Origin of the sequence: Microbacterium lushaniae (genome assembly GCF_008727775.1) — a bacterium.
In the GTDB taxonomy this organism is placed as follows: Bacteria; Actinomycetota; Actinomycetes; order Actinomycetales; family Microbacteriaceae; genus Microbacterium; species Microbacterium lushaniae.
The window spans coordinates 1,800,892-1,815,260 of record NZ_CP044232.1; the positions used below are offsets into that span (position 1 = coordinate 1,800,892).

The following is a 14,369-nucleotide window of genomic DNA, read 5'->3' on the forward strand; positions in this document are numbered from 1 at the left end:
CCGATCCCGCTCAGGCCGGGACGCCGGCGCGCTCGCGCGACTCCCGCAGGCGTGCGTCGCGCTCCTTGAGCGCCGGCTCGCCCTCGCGCATGAGCGAGTACAGCGGGGCGGCGACGAACAGCGTCGAGTACGCCGCGACGATCGTTCCGACGAAGATCGACAGCGAGATGTCGCTGAGGGTGCGCGCGCCCAGCCAGATGGCGCCGATGAACAGGATCGCGCCCACCGGCAGCACGGCGACGACCGTCGTGTTGATCGAGCGGATGAGCGTCTGGTTGACGGCGAGGTTGACCGACTCCCCGAACGTGCGACCGGAGATCTCCCCGTCGTCGCTGGTGTTCTCCCGCACTTTGTCGAAGACGACCGTGGTGTCGTACAGCGAGTAGGACAGGATCGTGAGGAATCCGATGACGGCGGCCGGTGAGATCTCGAAGCCGCACAGGGCGTAGATCCCCACCGTGATGATCAGGACGTCGACGACGCCGACCATCGCCGCCACCGACATCTTCCACGTGCGGAAGTACAGCGCGAGGATGAGGAAGGTCAGTGCGAGGAAGATCGCCAGTCCCCACAGCGACTGCCGGGTGACGTCGGCGCCCCACGACGGGCCGATGAACGACGCCGTGACCTCGGCGGTGGAGACGTCGTAGGCCTCGGCGAGGGCCGAGGAGACCTCGAGCGTCTCGGCGTTGCTCATCTGGTCGGTCTGCACGCGCACGGCGGAGTCGCCGACCGTGGTCACGCGGGTGGTCGCGTCGGCGACGACGGATTCGACCGCCTCGCTCGCGATCGTCTGGTCGGGCGCCGTGAGCCCGGACACGGTGAACTGCGATCCGCCGGTGAACTCGATGGACAGCTGCACGGGACGGAACAGCGGCACCAGCGCCGATCCGATCACGAGGATGGCGGCGATGATGAACCACAGCCGGCGGCGGCCGACGAAGGGGAACGACGTCTTGCCGGTGTAGAGGTCGTTACCGAGCTGACCCATGGTGCGCATCAGTCGTCATCCTCCTTGACGGCCGTGAGCGTATCGCCGCTCCGGCCCTTCGAGCCCGACAACTCGGCCTGTTTGCGTTCGGCGATCGTCTGGCGGCGCTGCGCCTCACCGCGGGAGCGTGCCGCGCGGCCGCGCTCGGTCACGACCGGTGCACGGAACTGCGCCCGCCCCCGGTACACCGCACCCAGCGACTTCGGATCCATGCCCGAGAGCGGATGCCCCGATCCGAAGAAGCGCGTGCGTGCGAGCAGCTGCATCACCGGGTGGGTGAAGAGGATGAAGATGAGGATGTCGATGACGGTGGTGAGCCCCAGCGTGAACGCGAAGCCCTTCACGGTCGCGTCGGCGAGGATGTACAGCACGACGGCGGCGAGGATGTTGATGGACTTCGAGATGTAGATCGTGCGCTTGGCGCGAGACCATCCATCCTCCACCGCGCTGGTGATCGACTTGCCGTCGCGCAGCTCGTCTCGGATGCGTTCGAAGTACACGATGAACGAGTCGGCGGTGAATCCGATCGTCACGATGAGCCCGGCCACACCGGCCAGCGACAGGCGGAAGCCCATGCGCCACGCGAGGATGCACAGCGCGATGTAGGTCAGCACGCCCATGACCGCGAGGGACGCGATGATGACCGAGCCCAGGGCGCGGTACACCACCAGCGAGTAGATGGCCACCAGCGCGAGCCCGATGAGACCGGCGATGAGGCCGATCTGCAGCTGCTGCGAGCCGAGGGTCGCCGAGATGGTGTCGGAGCTGACCACCGCGAAACTGAGCGGCAGGGCCCCGTACTTCAGCTGATCGGCGAGGGTCTTGGAGGACTCCTGCGTGAACGATCCGCTGATCGAGGGGTTCCCGTCGAGGATGATGCCGTTCATCTGGGGTGCCGAGAGCACCGACCCGTCCAGCACGAAGGCGAACTGGTCCAGCGGCGGCGTGGCTCCGTACAGGCGCTGGCTGATCTTGCCGAAGACCTCGGTGCCCGCGTCGTTGAAGTCGAGGTTGACGACCCAGCGGCCGTTCTGCGGGTCGACGCCGTTGGTCGCGTCATCGATCGACGTGCCGTCCAGCTCCACCGGCCCGAGGATGTACTTGATGGTCTGACCGGCGTCGCACGTGATGAGCGGCTGATCGGCGGGCGCGTCGGCGGGATCGTTGCCGGGGTTCGCGCAGTCGTACGCGAGGAACTGGGCCTGCAGCGCGGGGGTGATCCACGCGAGGTCGCTGCCGTTGGTGGGCTCGGCCGTCGGGGTGGCCGGCAGCGCGGGATCGGGTGACGGGTAGGGCGTCTCGGCGCCGTCCTCGCCGACGAACGTGGTCGCCGGCGCTCCGGCGTAGAGGACGGCGCGCAACTGCAGCTGCGCCGTCGCCTCGATGCGCTCGCGCGTCTCGGGGTCGGCCTCGCCGGGGATCTGGACGACGATGTTGCGTCCACCCTCGGTGGTGATGTCGGCCTCACCGACGCCCGTGGCATCCACGCGCTGACGGATGATCGTGACCGCCTGCTGCATCTGCTCCGCCGACGGGGCAGCTCCGTCGGCGGTCTGCGCCTCCAGGATGATCTGCGTGCCGCCCTGCAGGTCGAGCGCGAGCTCGGGCGTCCAGGAACTCTGCTGGAAGACGTGCACGCCCAGAGCGTTCACGCCGAACAGCACGGCCGTGATGACCAGCAGTCCAGTCAGCGCGCGCCACGCGGATCGAACGGGGGTGGAAGGCGCCACGAAGTCAGCTCTCTGTACGTGGAAGCGGGAAGGTCAGGCCTGGGGCTTGTCCGTGGGCTCGCCGTCGGCGTCGCGTGCGCGCTTCTGGTCGTCGCTGATCGAGGTGACGTCACCGTCTGCGACTCCGGCGACGTACTCGGCCTCGGTCTCCTCGGCCTCGATGAAATCGTCCTCGGTGACGGTGTCTTCGGTGGCGTTCACGATGCGCAGGATGGCCTGGCTGTGCACCTTGATCTCGACGCCGGGGGCGATCTCCACGCGGGCGGGCTTGTCCAGGTCATCGGCGTCGTACTCGACGATGGTGCCGTACAGGCCGCCCTGCAGCAGCACCTCGGCGCCCGGCACGGTCTGGCGGGCCTTGGCCTCCATCTCGAGCTTCTGCTTCTGCATGCGGCGGCGCGAGCTCCAGAACATGAAGACCAGGAGAAGGACGAGCAGGATGATGAGCCCGTAATTGGCGAAGAAGTCCGCGAGATCCATCAGTCGGGCACCTTTCGGTTCGGGCGCGCCGCTGCGGCACTGCCATAAGGGAAGTTGGCGGCGATAGCCTTCAGCGATTATAGGTCATGCAGTCGCAGCGCACCGTCGTCGGCGTGCACGCCCAGGTGCGCGGCGGCTGCCGGTGTCGCGATGCGCCCGCGCGGCGTCCGCCCCATGAAGCCGATGCGCACGAGATAGGGCTCGACGACCGACTCGATCGTCTCCGCCTCCTCCCCCACGGCCACCGCGAGAGTCGACAGGCCCACCGGCCCGCCGCGGAACCGCCGGACGAGAGCGTCCAGCACGGCACGGTCGAGGCGGTCGAGCCCGATGGAGTCGACGTCGTACAGGGTGAGGGCGGCGCCGACGGCATCGAGGTCGGCATCCAGCTCGCCGTGCACCACGAGATAGTCGCGCACGCGCCGCAGCAGCCGGTTGGCGATGCGCGGGGTGCCGCGGGAGCGTCGCGCGATCTCGGCGCGTGCGAGCGGCGGAAGGGGGACGCCGAGCATCGCCGATGAACGTTCGACGACCCGCTCGAGCTCCTCCGGCTCGTAGTACTCCAGGTGAGCGGTGAACCCGAAGCGGTCGCGCAGGGGGTTGGGCAGCAGCCCGCTGCGGGTGGTCGCGCCCACGAGCGTGAACGGCGCGAGATCGAGCGGGATGCTCGTCGCGCCGGCGCCCTTGCCGACCATGATGTCGATGCGGAAGTCCTCCATCGCGAGGTAGAGCATCTCCTCGGCCGAGCGCGCCATCCGGTGCACCTCGTCGATGAAGAGCACTTCGCCCGGCGTGAGGCTCGACAGCAGCGCCGCCAGGTCGCCGGCGTGCTGGATGGCGGGGCCGCTGGACAGACGCAGCGGGCGCTCGCTCTCGTGGGCGACGATCATCGCCAGGGTCGTCTTCCCCAGTCCCGGAGGACCGGAGAGGAGGATGTGGTCGGGCGAGCGCTGCTGGATGCGCGCGGCGTCGAGCAGGAGCTGCAACTGACCGCGCACCTTGTGCTGGCCGACGAAATCGGCGAGGGACGTGGGGCGCAGAGCGCCCTCGATCGCGAGCTCGCCCTCGTCCTCGGGCGGGTCGGCGTCGCGCACGTCAACCACCGGCGGGCTCCCGACGTGCAGGCCCCAAGACCGACAGCGTCAGCCGCAGCAGCGCCTGCACCGACGCGCGATCAGCCTCGGATGCTCCGTCGGCGACGCTCGCGACGGCCTCGGCGGCCACCCGCTCCGACCACCCCAGGCCGATGAGTGCCTGCGCCACCTGCGCGGGAATGGCGCCGGCGGCCCGTGCCGTCGCCGGCGCGGCCGACCGGGGCGGGGCGAGCTTGCCGGCCAGCTGGACGACGATCAGCTTGGCGGTCTTGGGGCCGATGCCGGAGACCCGCTTGAACGGGGCGTCGTCGTCGGCGGCCACGGCCTCGGCGATCTGCGGGACCGTGAGTGATGACAGCACGCCCAGCGCCGACTTCGGACCGACGCCGGTGACGCTGAGCAGCTGGCCGAACACGACGAGCTCTTCGCGGGTCTCGAATCCGAACAGCGCGAGGGCGTCTTCGCGCACGATGAGGTTGGTGTGCAGGTGGATGTCGGAGCCGACGGCGATCGTCCGGGCGAGCTGCGGAACCACCGCGACGCTGAACCCGACGCCGCCGACGACGACGACGAGCGCGTCATCGTCGACGTGGGCGACGGCGCCCGTCAGTGAGGAGATCATTCTCCGAGCCTACGTGCGAGTTCGCATCTTTGTTCGAGCGACACGCGTGGTGCGCTGCTCGGCGTCGCGCCACGCCTTCTGCGCCGGGGTGAGCGCGCCGCCCGTCGCCGCCGCGCTGCCGGGCCCCGACCGCCATGCATGACACAGAGCGAGGGCCAGGGCGTCGGCCGCGTCAGCGGGCTGCGGGAGCTCGTCCAGGCGCAGGACGCGGGCGACCATCGTCTGCACCTGCCGCTTGTCGGCCGAGCCGTATCCGGTCACGGCCGCCTTGACCTCACTGGGGGTGTGGGTGGCAGCGGGCAGGCCGTGCTCTGCGGCGAGGAGGAGCGCGATGCCGCTGGCCTGAGCAGTGCCCATCACGGTGTGCAGATTGTCCTGTGCGAAGACGCGCTCCACCGCCACCACGTGAGGCGAGTGCGCGGCGATCACCTCGCGCAGCCCGGCCGCGATCGCGGCGAGACGGCGCTCGATCGGCAGGTCGGTGGCCGAACGCACGACGCCCACGTGCACCAGCCGCGCGCTGCGGTCGGGGGCGACATCCACGATCCCCACGCCGCACCGGGTGAGTCCTGGGTCGATGCCGAGGACGCGCAGGGACGTGCGGGAAGTCACTCCCCCACGCTATGCCCGCGCGCCCGCTCCGCCCCGAGGCGCGCCCGGAGGGAGGTGCGCTACCGGCTCAGTCCTCGTCGTTCTCGAGCTCGGCCTGGACCTCGGGCGTGAGGTCGAAGTTGCTGAAGACGTTCTGCACGTCGTCGCTGTCTTCGAGCGCGTCGATGAGGCGGAACACCTTGCGAGCGGTGTCGGCGTCGATCTCCACCTTCAGATTGGGGACGAACTCCACGTCCGCCGACTCGTAGTCGATGCCGGCATCCTGCAGGGCGGTGCGCACGGGGACGAGATCGGAGGCCTCGGTGATGACCTCGAAACCCTGCCCGTGGGGCTGGATCTCCTCGGCCCCGGCGTCGAGAACGGCGAGCATCACGTCGTCCTCCGTGGTGTTCTCGGACGACACCACGATGACGCCCTTGCGGGTGAAGTTGTAGGCGACGCTGCCGGGGTCGGCGAGGTTGCCGCCGTTGCGGCTGAGGGCCGTGCGCACCTCCGCGGCAGCCCGGTTCTTGTTGTCGGTCAGACACTCGATCATGAGGGCCACGCCGTTGGGGCCGTACCCCTCGTACATGATGGAGGTGTACTCGACGGCCTCCCCGCCGATGCCCGCTCCGCGCTTGATGGCGCGGTCGATGTTGTCATTGGGCACCGAGGTCTTCTTGGCCTTCTGCACAGCGTCGTACAGCGTGGGGTTGCCTGCGAGGTCGGCGCCGCCCATCTTGGCGGCGACTTCGATGTTCTTGATGAGCTTGGCGAACGACTTGGCACGGCGCGAATCGATGATCGCCTTCTTGTGCTTGGTCGTCGCCCACTTGGAGTGGCCGGACATGCAGGCAATTCTATGCGGGGGCACAATGGGCGGATGATCGCGCAGGCAAATCCGCCGCCGACGGGGCGTGTCGCGTGGCACGATCTCCCCGCGGCGGTGCGGCGGACGATCATCGCCGCCGCAGGCGCTGATGTCGTCGCCAGCGATCTGGCAGCGACCGGCTTCAGTCCCGGTTTCGCGGGCGTGCTGCACCTGGCCGGCGGCGGGAGGCTCTTCGTGAAGGCCGGCGACGGGACCACCAACGCCGAGACCTTCCGGCTGCACACGCGTGAGGCCGAGATCGCGCGCGCGCTTCCCGCCGGTGTCGCCCCGGCCCTGCGCTGGAGTCTCGTGCAGGACGGATGGGTCGTCCTGGCCTTCGACGCGGTCGACGGCCGCCACCCCGGCAACCCGTGGAGCGACGCCGACCTGGCGCGCATCCTCGCCGGCCACGCCGCGCTGGCCGCGCATGCGGCTCCCCCTGTGCTCGAACCCATCGGGCCGCGCCTGCGCGAATTGTTCGTCGGGTGGAGTCGCCTTCGGGCGGGCGGCGACGCACGCGTGCCCGCCTGGGCGGCCGCGCACGTCGGGGAATTCTCCCGGTGGGAGCGGGGGTGCGTGGCGGATGACGCAGGCGGTGACGCCATCGTGCACATGGACCTCCGCAGCGACAACGTCCTCCTCGACGGCGACACCGTGCATGTGCTCGACTGGCCGCACGCCGGGCGCGGTGCGCCGTGGGTGGATGCGGTCTTCTTCGCCCCGACCGTGTCGCTGGAGGGCGGCCCCGCCGCCGCGGAGGTGTTCGCCCGCTCTCCTCTGGCGGCAGGCGCCGACCCGGACGCGGTGCGGCGCCTGGTCGCCGCATGGGCGGGCTGGATGCTGTGGTCATCGGGCCGGCCGCATCCCCCGGGCATCCCGCATCTGCGTGCATTCCAGGGCGCACAGGCCACCGTGACGCTGGAGTGGCTACGGCAGCTGCTCTGATCCGCTGCGCTGATCCCCCGGGCTCTGATGCACCGTCGCTGCGGGCGGCCTTGTCCCCCGTCTCGCCCGGGTCCACACTGACGTCGTGGACGAACGTGAACGTGCACTGGCGGCCGCGCACTCCGCCGCAACGGATTTCCTGGCCACGCTGCCCGAGCGCCCGGTGTGGCCGCGGGCCGACCTGGCCGAGATGCTCGAACGGGTCGGCGGCCCGCTCGACGAGGAGGGACGCCCCGCGGACGAGGTGGTGCGCGAACTGGCCGAACGCGCCGATCCGGGGCTGGTCGCGATCCCCGGGGCGCGCTTCTTCGGTTTCGTGATCGGTGCGACCCTCCCGGCGCCCCTGGGCGCGGACTGGCTCGTGTCGGCATGGGACCAGAACTCGGGGTCCAGCACACTGACCCCCGCGACGGTGGCGCTGGAGCGCACGGCCGGCGAGTGGATCCTCGACCTGCTGGGGTTGCCGGCCACCGCATCGGTGGGATTCGTCACGGGCGCGCAGGTGTCGAACTTCGTGTGCCTGGCCGCCGCCCGGGCCGCCGTCCTCCGCCGGCGCGGGTGGGATCTCGCCAGGCAGGGACTGTACGGAGCACCGCGTGTGCGGCTCGTCGTGGGCGCGCACCGTCACGGCTCGGTCGATCGAGCCGCCCGGTTCCTCGGGATCGGCCAGGACGATCTGGTCGTCGCGGCCGCCGACGGGGAAGGCCGGACGCTGCCGGAGGCCCTCACCGGTGCGCTCGGGGAGTGCGGCGACGATCCCGTGGTGGTGTGCCTGCAGGCCGGCGAGGTGCACACGGGGGCGTTCGACCCGTTTCCCGACCTCGTCCCGCTCGCGCAGGCGGCCGGGGCATGGGTGCACATCGACGGGGCCTTCGGCGCGTGGGCGGCGGCATCCCCCGCTCTGGCGTATCTGACGATCGGCATGGACGCCGCCGATTCGTGGACCACCGACGCACACAAGACCCTCAACGTCCCGTACGACTGCGGCATGGCGATCGTGCGGGACCCGGCCGACTCGATCGCGGTGTTCCGCACCGGCGGCGACTATCTCATGTACTCGAGCCTGGATCCGTGGGACGTCACCCCCGAGCTGTCCCGTCGCGCCCGCGGCGTGCCGGTGTGGGCGGCACTGCGCAGCCTCGGCCGGAGAGGAGTCGCGGAGCTCGTGGAGCGACTGCACCTCAACGCGCTCGCGCTGGAGCGCGGGCTGCGGGAGATCCCCGGGGTGACGATCGTGAACGAGGTCGACTACACGCAGGTCATGTTCCGCCTGGACGACGATGCCGCCACCCGTGCGCTGGGGGCGGCGATCCTCGAGGAGGGGACCGCGGCGGTCACGGGCGCGGAGTGGGCCGGTCACGCGGTGCTGCGGTGTGCGATGTCGTCGTGGTCGACGGAGGAGTCCGACATCCGTCGCACGGTCGAGGCGTTCGGCCGGCTCGTGCCCCTCACGCGAGGATCTTGAGCACCGTCCGCAGGTTCCGGTTGGTCGTGCGCTCCTTGTAGACGCGCCTGGCGATCAGCTTCGCGAACGGGGTGTCCGTCGTCGATCCCTTGGGCGGGTTCCAGTAGACGACGCCCGGGCCGGCGGCCACGGGGTCGAGGGTGGCATCGAGGGATGCTGCGGCGGCGACGAGCTCGTCGCGGGTCGCGGCATCCGAGCAGAAGAGGAGCCAGGGCTGACGCGAGTCGTCGCCGGCATCGAAGGGGAAGCCCGCTGCGGCGGCCGCCAGCTCGTCCCGGCGGAACACCAGCACCCACGCGTCGTAGGCGAATCGGTCGCGCAGAGCCTTCTCGATCCGCGTCCTCAGGTGCGTCCGCGACTCGTCGGCGCGGAACGCCGCGTTGCCGCTGGCGAGGATCGTGCGCACGTCGGTCAGCCCGAGACCTGTGAGCACCTCGCGCAGATCGGCGCTGCGCACCGTGATGCCCCCGACATTCACTCCGCGCAGCAGCGCCACCCACTCCGTCACGCGCCCAGCGTAGGCCCCCGCCAGCGGCACCGTGCTGCGCGATCCTGGTTCAGCGTGCCCGCACGTGAGCGAGGAACCGCTCGTGGAAACGCGTCTCACCGGTGACCTCGGGGTGGAAGGCCGTGGCCAGCAGCGGCCCCTGCTCGACGGCCACGACCCGCCCGTCGGCGAGCGACGCGATCGCCCGCGCGCGCTCCCCCACATGCTCGACGAGGGGCGCACGGATGAACGCGGCATGCACGGGGCGGTCGAACCCTTCCACCGCCAGCTCCGTCTCGAAGGAGTCGCCCTGACTGCCGAAGGCGTTTCGGGCCACGCGCACGTCCAGGCCGCCGAAGGTCTCCTGCCCGGCGATCCCGCCGGTGATCTCGTCGGCGAGGAGGATCATCCCCGCGCACGTGCCGTAGACCGGCAGGCCGCCGGCGATCGCGTCGCGCAGCGGACGCTGCATCCCGAACGCGCGGGCAAGCTTGTCGATGACACTGGACTCCCCGCCGGGCAGGACGATGCCCTCGACGGCGGCGAGTTCTTCGGGGCGCCGCACCGGCACCACGTCGGCGCCCAGGACCGTGAGCACCCGCGCGTGCTCGCGCACGTCGCCCTGCAGGGCGAGCACCCCCACGCGGGGCCGAGCGGTCATCACTACCAGCCGCGCTGGGCCAGGCGGTGCGGGGCGGCCAGGTCGCTGACGTTGATCCCCACCATCGCCTCGCCCAGGCCCCGGGAGACCTCCGCGAGCACCGCCGGCTCGTTGAAGAACGTCGTGGCCTTGACGATCGCCGCCGCGCGCTGGGCGGGATTGCCGGATTTGAAGATGCCCGAGCCGACGAAGACGCCGTCGGCGCCCAGCTGCATCATGAGCGCGGCGTCGGCGGGGGTGGCCACGCCGCCGGCGGTGAACAGCACGACTGGAAGCACGCCGGTCTCGGCAACCTCCGCGACGAGCTCGTGGGGCGCTTGCAGCTCCTTCGCCGCGACGTACAGCTCGTCCTTCGTCAGCGACCGGAGCCGATTGATCTCGCCGGTGATCGTGCGGATGTGTTTGGTCGCCTCCGATACATCGCCCGTGCCGGCCTCGCCCTTCGAGCGGATCATGGCGGCACCTTCGGTGATGCGCCGGAGGGCCTCACCGAGATTGGTCGCGCCGCACACGAACGGCACCGTGAACGGCCACTTGTCGATGTGATTGACGTAGTCGGCGGGCGAGAGCACCTCGGACTCGTCGATGTAGTCCACGCCCAGTTCTTGCAGCACCTGCGCCTCGACGAAGTGTCCGATCCTGGCCTTGGCCATCACGGGGATCGACACGGCCGCGATGATCTGGTCGATGAGGTCGGGGTCGCTCATCCGCGCGACGCCGCCCTGGGAGCGGATGTCGGCGGGCACCCGCTCGAGGGCCATGACCGCCACCGCGCCGGCATCTTCGGCGATGCGGGCCTGATCTGCGGTGACGACGTCCATGATGACGCCGCCCTTCAGCATGTCGGCGAGTCCGCGCTTGACTCGTTCAGTGCCGGTGGTGACCATGTCGACGTCCTTTCGAAGGGGGTCCGATGCCGCGGGCATCTTTGACCTAGGCCAGAACATAGCACGGCACGTTTCGTAGACTCACGCGTGATGACGGACAACATGCACCCTCAGATCGCCGGGCGCTCGGCGAGCGAGATCGCCGACAGCATCCGCGCCCTCGTCGAGCGCGGCGACCTTCGCCCCGGCGACACCCTCCCCCCCGTGCGCACGCTGGCCGAGCAGCGGGGAGTGAACCGCAACACGGCTGTGGCCGCATACCGGCAGCTCTCGCAAGCGGGCCTCGTCGTGGCCGGCGGCCGCGCCGGCACCCGCATCGCGCCCCGATCCGCCGTCGCCCAGGAGGGGTTCGCGGCGGACAGCGTGCTGCGCGATGTGGGAACGGGAAACCCCGACGCGACCCTCATCCCCGATCTCTCCTCGGCCCTCGCGCGCGTGGCCGGGCGCCCGGTGCTGTACGGCGAACCCGTGATCGACCGTGACCTTCAGGAGTGGGCGCACCGATGGCTGAGCTCCGATCTCGCGCCCGCCGAGGTGGCGGTCACCGTCACCAACGGCGCCGTCGATGCGGTGGAACGGCTGCTGGCCCAGGCGCTCACGCGCGATGATGCCGTCGCGCTGGAGACGCCGTGCTTCCTCTCCGCGATCCACACCGTCCGACTCGGCGGCTACCGCGCGGTGCCGGTGCCCGTCGATGACGAAGGCATGACCGTCGCCGGCCTCCAGGCGGCGCTGGATGCCGGGGTGCGTGCGATCGTGTGCACACCGCGCGCGCAGAACCCCACCGGGGTGAGCCTCAGCTCCCAGCGCGCCGCCGACCTGCGCGCGGTGCTCGCGCAGCATCCGTACGTCCTCATCATCGAGGACGATCATTTCTCGATGCTCTCGCGCCGGCCGTACCACTCGATCATCGGCCCCGCCCACCGCCGCTTCGCGCTCGTACGGTCGGTGTCGAAGTTCCTGGGGCCGGACATGTGCCTCGCGGTGGCCGGCACCGACTCGCGCACGGCCGAGCGTCTGGCGATGCGGCTGAGTCCCGGCACGACGTGGGTGAGTCACCTGCTGCAGCGCCTCGTGCACGCGCTCGTCACCGATCCCGACGTGGGTGAGCTGCTGGCCCGCGCCTCGCTGCACTACGCCGAGCGCAACGCCGCCTTCGCCGAACGCCTGCGCGCCCACGGCGTGGCGTGCGATCCCGGCGACGGGCTGAACCTGTGGGTACCGATGACGGCACCCGCCCGCGTCGCCTCCGAGCACCTCATGCGCAGGGGCTGGCTCGCGCGCACCGGTGACGAGTTCGCGCTCGACGGCGTGGCGCAGACCCCTCACCTGCGGGTGACGGTGCACGATCTGCCGGATGCGGATGCCGACCGCCTCGCGGCGGACATCGCGGAGGCGGCACGCGCCGGTCGCTGACCGTGAGCGGCGCTATCGTCCCTGCGCTGTCCGGGCCGTGTCTCGCGCGGCGGGGCGGGAGCCGATGTTCGCCGCGCGCTTCCACAGCCATTCGACCGGGCCGAGGGCGAAGCGGCGGAGCCAGAGGTGCGCCAGGAGCACCACGACCGCGGTGATCGCGACGAACCCCGCCACGGTGACCGGGATGCGCCAGGCCGCGGCTGTCTGGGCGAGCCCGAGTCCCCATCCGTAGAACAGTGCGCCGCCCAGCAGGTTCTGCAGCATGTACGCGCTCAGGGCGACCCGGCCGACCTCCCGAGTCCGCTGCGCGACCCATCCCTCCGTGCCGCGTCGCAGGCACAGCTCTGCGATGAGCGCCAGCAGGCCCAGCGCCACGAGCGGCGCGAGGATGTAGCGCTCCGCCAGCAGTCCCGCCTGTCCTCCCGCCACGCCGAGGGCGAAGTCGACGGGAAAGGCCACGGCGCCGAGGATCATGAGCCGGCGACGAAGTCGCCGGCCCTCGGCGGCGAAGATCCCCGCCCGCAGCAGCGTGGCTCCGATGAGGAACATGGCGAGGGTCAGGAACCCGATCAGCACCGGCTCCGCACGGAACAGCACGACGTTGTCCAGGCGGAACGCGGCCAGCTCCAGGAACGAGTTGGTCGCGTACGGGCTCGGCCCCGGCGGGAGGCTGCCGCTGGACGGGTTCAGGGCGACGAGCGCGACGATGCCGGTGATGAGGACGAGGTGCAGGGCGCCGAACACCGCGATCATGACCCGCTGCGTGCGGGGCCTGGTGATCAGCAGCCAGGCCACGATGGCACCCGTCACCGCGTAGCCCATCAGCACGTCGAACTCGGCGATGAGGATGTAGTTGACCACGCCGTCCAGGAACAGCAGGGCGGACCGCCACAGGTAGCGCCCGGGCCATCGACGACCCGCACGCTGCGCGGCGTCGTGCTGGATGAGCACGCCCATGCCGAAGGCGAGGGACAGCAGGGCGAGGAACTTCCCCTGCGCCAGAGCCATGAGGGCCAGCTGCGTCACGCCTTCGGCCTCTCCCGTTCCGGGTGGGACCGGGGAGGCCAGCAGGCCCACCAAGCCCCACGGGTGGGAGAAGACCCAGATGTTCGTGCCGAGCGTTCCCACGATCGCCACACCGCGCACCACGTCGAGGGAATCGATGCGCGGCCTGGACGGCGCGGGGGCGGACAGGACGCTCGCGTCGTTCATGACGCAGAGCGTATCTGCGGGCACGGACGGCGTGAAGGCGTGCGAGGAAGTGGGATGATCGAGCGGTGAAGATCCTGTCGATCCAGTCCGCCGTCGCCTATGGTCACGTGGGCAACTCCGCGGCGGTGTTCCCGCTGCAGCGCATCGGTGTGGAGGTGCTCCCGGTCTACACCGTGAACTTCTCCAACCACACCGGGTACGGAGCGTGGCGCGGACCGCTCATCGATCCGGCGGATGTCGCAGCTGTCATCACCGGCATCGAGGAGCGGGGGGTGTTCCCGCAGATCGACGCCGTCCTGTCGGGATACCAGGGCGGTGCGGGGATCGGCGATGTCATCGTCGACGCGGTCGGGCGGGTAAAGGCCGCCAACCCGAGCGCCCTGTACGCATGCGACCCGGTGATGGGAAACGCCAAGTCGGGATGCTTCGTCGCACCGGCGATCCCCGAGCTGCTGCGCGAACGCGTCGTGCCGGTGGCCGACATCATCACGCCCAACCAGTTCGAGCTGGGCTTCCTCACCGGCACGCAGCCGGACACTCTGGAGTCCACGCTCGATTCCGTCGATGCCGCCCGTGCGATGGGACCGCACACGATCCTGGTCACCAGCGTGGAGCGCCCCGACCGCGAGCCGGACACGATCGAGATGCTCGTGGCCGACGACTCCGGCGCGTGGATCGTGCAGACCCCTCTGCTGCCGATGAAGGCCAACGGATCGGGTGACGTCACGGCGGCGCTGTTCACCGCCCACTACGCGCGCACGCGGGATGCCGCGGACGCGCTCGCGCGCACCGCATCCAGTGTCTTCGACCTGCTTCAGCGCACGCTCGATTCGGGCGAGCGGGAGCTGCAGCTCGTCGAGTCGCAGGAGGCCTACGCGCACCCCCGCATGCAGTTCGCGGTGCGACAGCTCCGCTGA

General features: G+C 70.6%; 15 protein-coding genes. 4 read left to right on the top strand and 11 right to left on the bottom strand.

The genetic code is table 11. The features are described 5' to 3' along the window. Positions 1-10: 10 nt before the first annotated feature. From secF to F6J85_RS08520, 7 genes are all read right to left on the bottom strand, one after another. Positions 11-1,000, bottom strand: a complete 990-nt coding sequence (secF, locus tag F6J85_RS08490; protein WP_150924623.1) for a protein translocase subunit SecF — start codon at positions 998-1,000, stop codon at positions 11-13. After that, positions 1,000-2,721 (bottom strand): protein translocase subunit SecD, encoded by a 1,722-nt coding sequence (gene secD, locus F6J85_RS08495; RefSeq protein WP_150924624.1) that lies wholly within the window; start codon positions 2,719-2,721, stop codon positions 1,000-1,002. The genes secF and secD overlap by 1 nt, the downstream gene beginning before the upstream one ends. 33 nt (positions 2,722-2,754) lie before the next feature. Next, positions 2,755-3,201, bottom strand: a complete 447-nt coding sequence (locus F6J85_RS08500; protein WP_150924625.1) for a preprotein translocase subunit YajC — start codon at positions 3,199-3,201, stop codon at positions 2,755-2,757. A 77-nt stretch (positions 3,202-3,278) separates the two neighbouring features. Further along, positions 3,279-4,304: a Holliday junction branch migration DNA helicase RuvB gene (gene ruvB / locus F6J85_RS08505; RefSeq protein WP_150924626.1), complete on the bottom strand. Its 1,026-nt coding sequence runs from the start codon at positions 4,302-4,304 to the stop codon at positions 3,279-3,281. Beyond that, complete coding sequence (ruvA, locus tag F6J85_RS08510; protein WP_150924627.1) at positions 4,297-4,917, bottom strand: Holliday junction branch migration protein RuvA; 621 nt, start codon at positions 4,915-4,917, stop codon at positions 4,297-4,299. The genes ruvB and ruvA overlap by 8 nt, the downstream gene beginning before the upstream one ends. Before the next feature lie 9 nt (positions 4,918-4,926). Further along, complete coding sequence (gene ruvC / locus F6J85_RS08515) at positions 4,927-5,529, bottom strand: crossover junction endodeoxyribonuclease RuvC (protein ID WP_150921059.1); 603 nt, start codon at positions 5,527-5,529, stop codon at positions 4,927-4,929. Between the two features lie 67 nt (positions 5,530-5,596). Further along, a complete protein-coding gene (locus F6J85_RS08520; protein ID WP_150921058.1) occupies positions 5,597-6,358 on the bottom strand; it encodes a YebC/PmpR family DNA-binding transcriptional regulator in 762 nt (253 codons plus the stop codon). A 33-nt stretch (positions 6,359-6,391) separates the two neighbouring features. Here F6J85_RS08520 and F6J85_RS08525 point away from each other — a divergent pair, with 33 nt between their 5' ends. Further along, positions 6,392-7,324, top strand: coding sequence for a phosphotransferase (locus F6J85_RS08525; protein ID WP_150924628.1), 933 nt, complete (start codon positions 6,392-6,394; stop codon positions 7,322-7,324). 85 nt (positions 7,325-7,409) lie between these two features. After that, a complete protein-coding gene (locus F6J85_RS08530; RefSeq protein WP_150924629.1) occupies positions 7,410-8,789 on the top strand; it encodes a pyridoxal phosphate-dependent decarboxylase family protein in 1,380 nt (459 codons plus the stop codon). On the opposite strand, the gene F6J85_RS08535 is transcribed toward F6J85_RS08530, so the two are convergent. From F6J85_RS08535 to pdxS, 3 genes are read right to left on the bottom strand one after another with little or no spacing between them, the layout of a single operon-like run. Then, the gene (locus tag F6J85_RS08535; protein WP_150924630.1) at positions 8,773-9,297 is read right to left on the bottom strand and encodes a DUF1697 domain-containing protein; all 525 of its coding nucleotides are present in this window, start codon (positions 9,295-9,297) and stop codon (positions 8,773-8,775) included. The genes F6J85_RS08530 and F6J85_RS08535 overlap by 17 nt on opposite strands. A gap of 49 nt (positions 9,298-9,346) precedes the next feature. After that, the gene (gene pdxT / locus F6J85_RS08540; protein ID WP_150924631.1) at positions 9,347-9,937 is read right to left on the bottom strand and encodes a pyridoxal 5'-phosphate synthase glutaminase subunit PdxT; all 591 of its coding nucleotides are present in this window, start codon (positions 9,935-9,937) and stop codon (positions 9,347-9,349) included. A gap of 2 nt (positions 9,938-9,939) precedes the next feature. Then, entirely contained in the window at positions 9,940-10,824 is an 885-nt protein-coding gene (pdxS, locus tag F6J85_RS08545) for a pyridoxal 5'-phosphate synthase lyase subunit PdxS (protein ID WP_150924632.1), read from the bottom strand. Positions 10,825-10,926: 102 nt separating this feature from the next. Between pdxS and F6J85_RS08550 the strand changes: the two genes are divergently transcribed. Next, positions 10,927-12,240, top strand: a complete 1,314-nt coding sequence (locus F6J85_RS08550; RefSeq protein ID WP_191906806.1) for an aminotransferase class I/II-fold pyridoxal phosphate-dependent enzyme — start codon at positions 10,927-10,929, stop codon at positions 12,238-12,240. A 12-nt stretch (positions 12,241-12,252) separates the two neighbouring features. On the opposite strand, the gene F6J85_RS08555 is transcribed toward F6J85_RS08550, so the two are convergent. After that, entirely contained in the window at positions 12,253-13,452 is a 1,200-nt protein-coding gene (locus tag F6J85_RS08555) for a DUF418 domain-containing protein (protein WP_150924634.1), read from the bottom strand. A gap of 65 nt (positions 13,453-13,517) precedes the next feature. Here F6J85_RS08555 and pdxY point away from each other — a divergent pair, with 65 nt between their 5' ends. Further along, a complete protein-coding gene (gene pdxY / locus F6J85_RS08560) occupies positions 13,518-14,369 on the top strand; it encodes a pyridoxal kinase PdxY (protein WP_150924635.1) in 852 nt (283 codons plus the stop codon).

Coding starts and splice junctions, on each gene's coding strand:
- F6J85_RS08520 (WP_150921058.1), bottom strand. CDS start 6,358: ATGTCCGGCCACTCCAAGTGGGCGACGACCAAGCACAAGAAGGCGATC.
- secF (WP_150924623.1), bottom strand. CDS start 1,000: ATGCGCACCATGGGTCAGCTCGGTAACGACCTCTACACCGGCAAGACG.
- ruvA (WP_150924627.1), bottom strand. CDS start 4,917: ATGATCTCCTCACTGACGGGCGCCGTCGCCCACGTCGACGATGACGCG.
- F6J85_RS08500 (WP_150924625.1), bottom strand. CDS start 3,201: ATGGATCTCGCGGACTTCTTCGCCAATTACGGGCTCATCATCCTGCTC.
- F6J85_RS08555 (WP_150924634.1), bottom strand. CDS start 13,452: ATGAACGACGCGAGCGTCCTGTCCGCCCCCGCGCCGTCCAGGCCGCGC.
- pdxT (WP_150924631.1), bottom strand. CDS start 9,937: ATGACCGCTCGGCCCCGCGTGGGGGTGCTCGCCCTGCAGGGCGACGTG.
- F6J85_RS08525 (WP_150924628.1), top strand. CDS start 6,392: ATGATCGCGCAGGCAAATCCGCCGCCGACGGGGCGTGTCGCGTGGCAC.
- pdxS (WP_150924632.1), bottom strand. CDS start 10,824: ATGGTCACCACCGGCACTGAACGAGTCAAGCGCGGACTCGCCGACATG.
- F6J85_RS08550 (WP_191906806.1), top strand. CDS start 10,927: ATGCACCCTCAGATCGCCGGGCGCTCGGCGAGCGAGATCGCCGACAGC.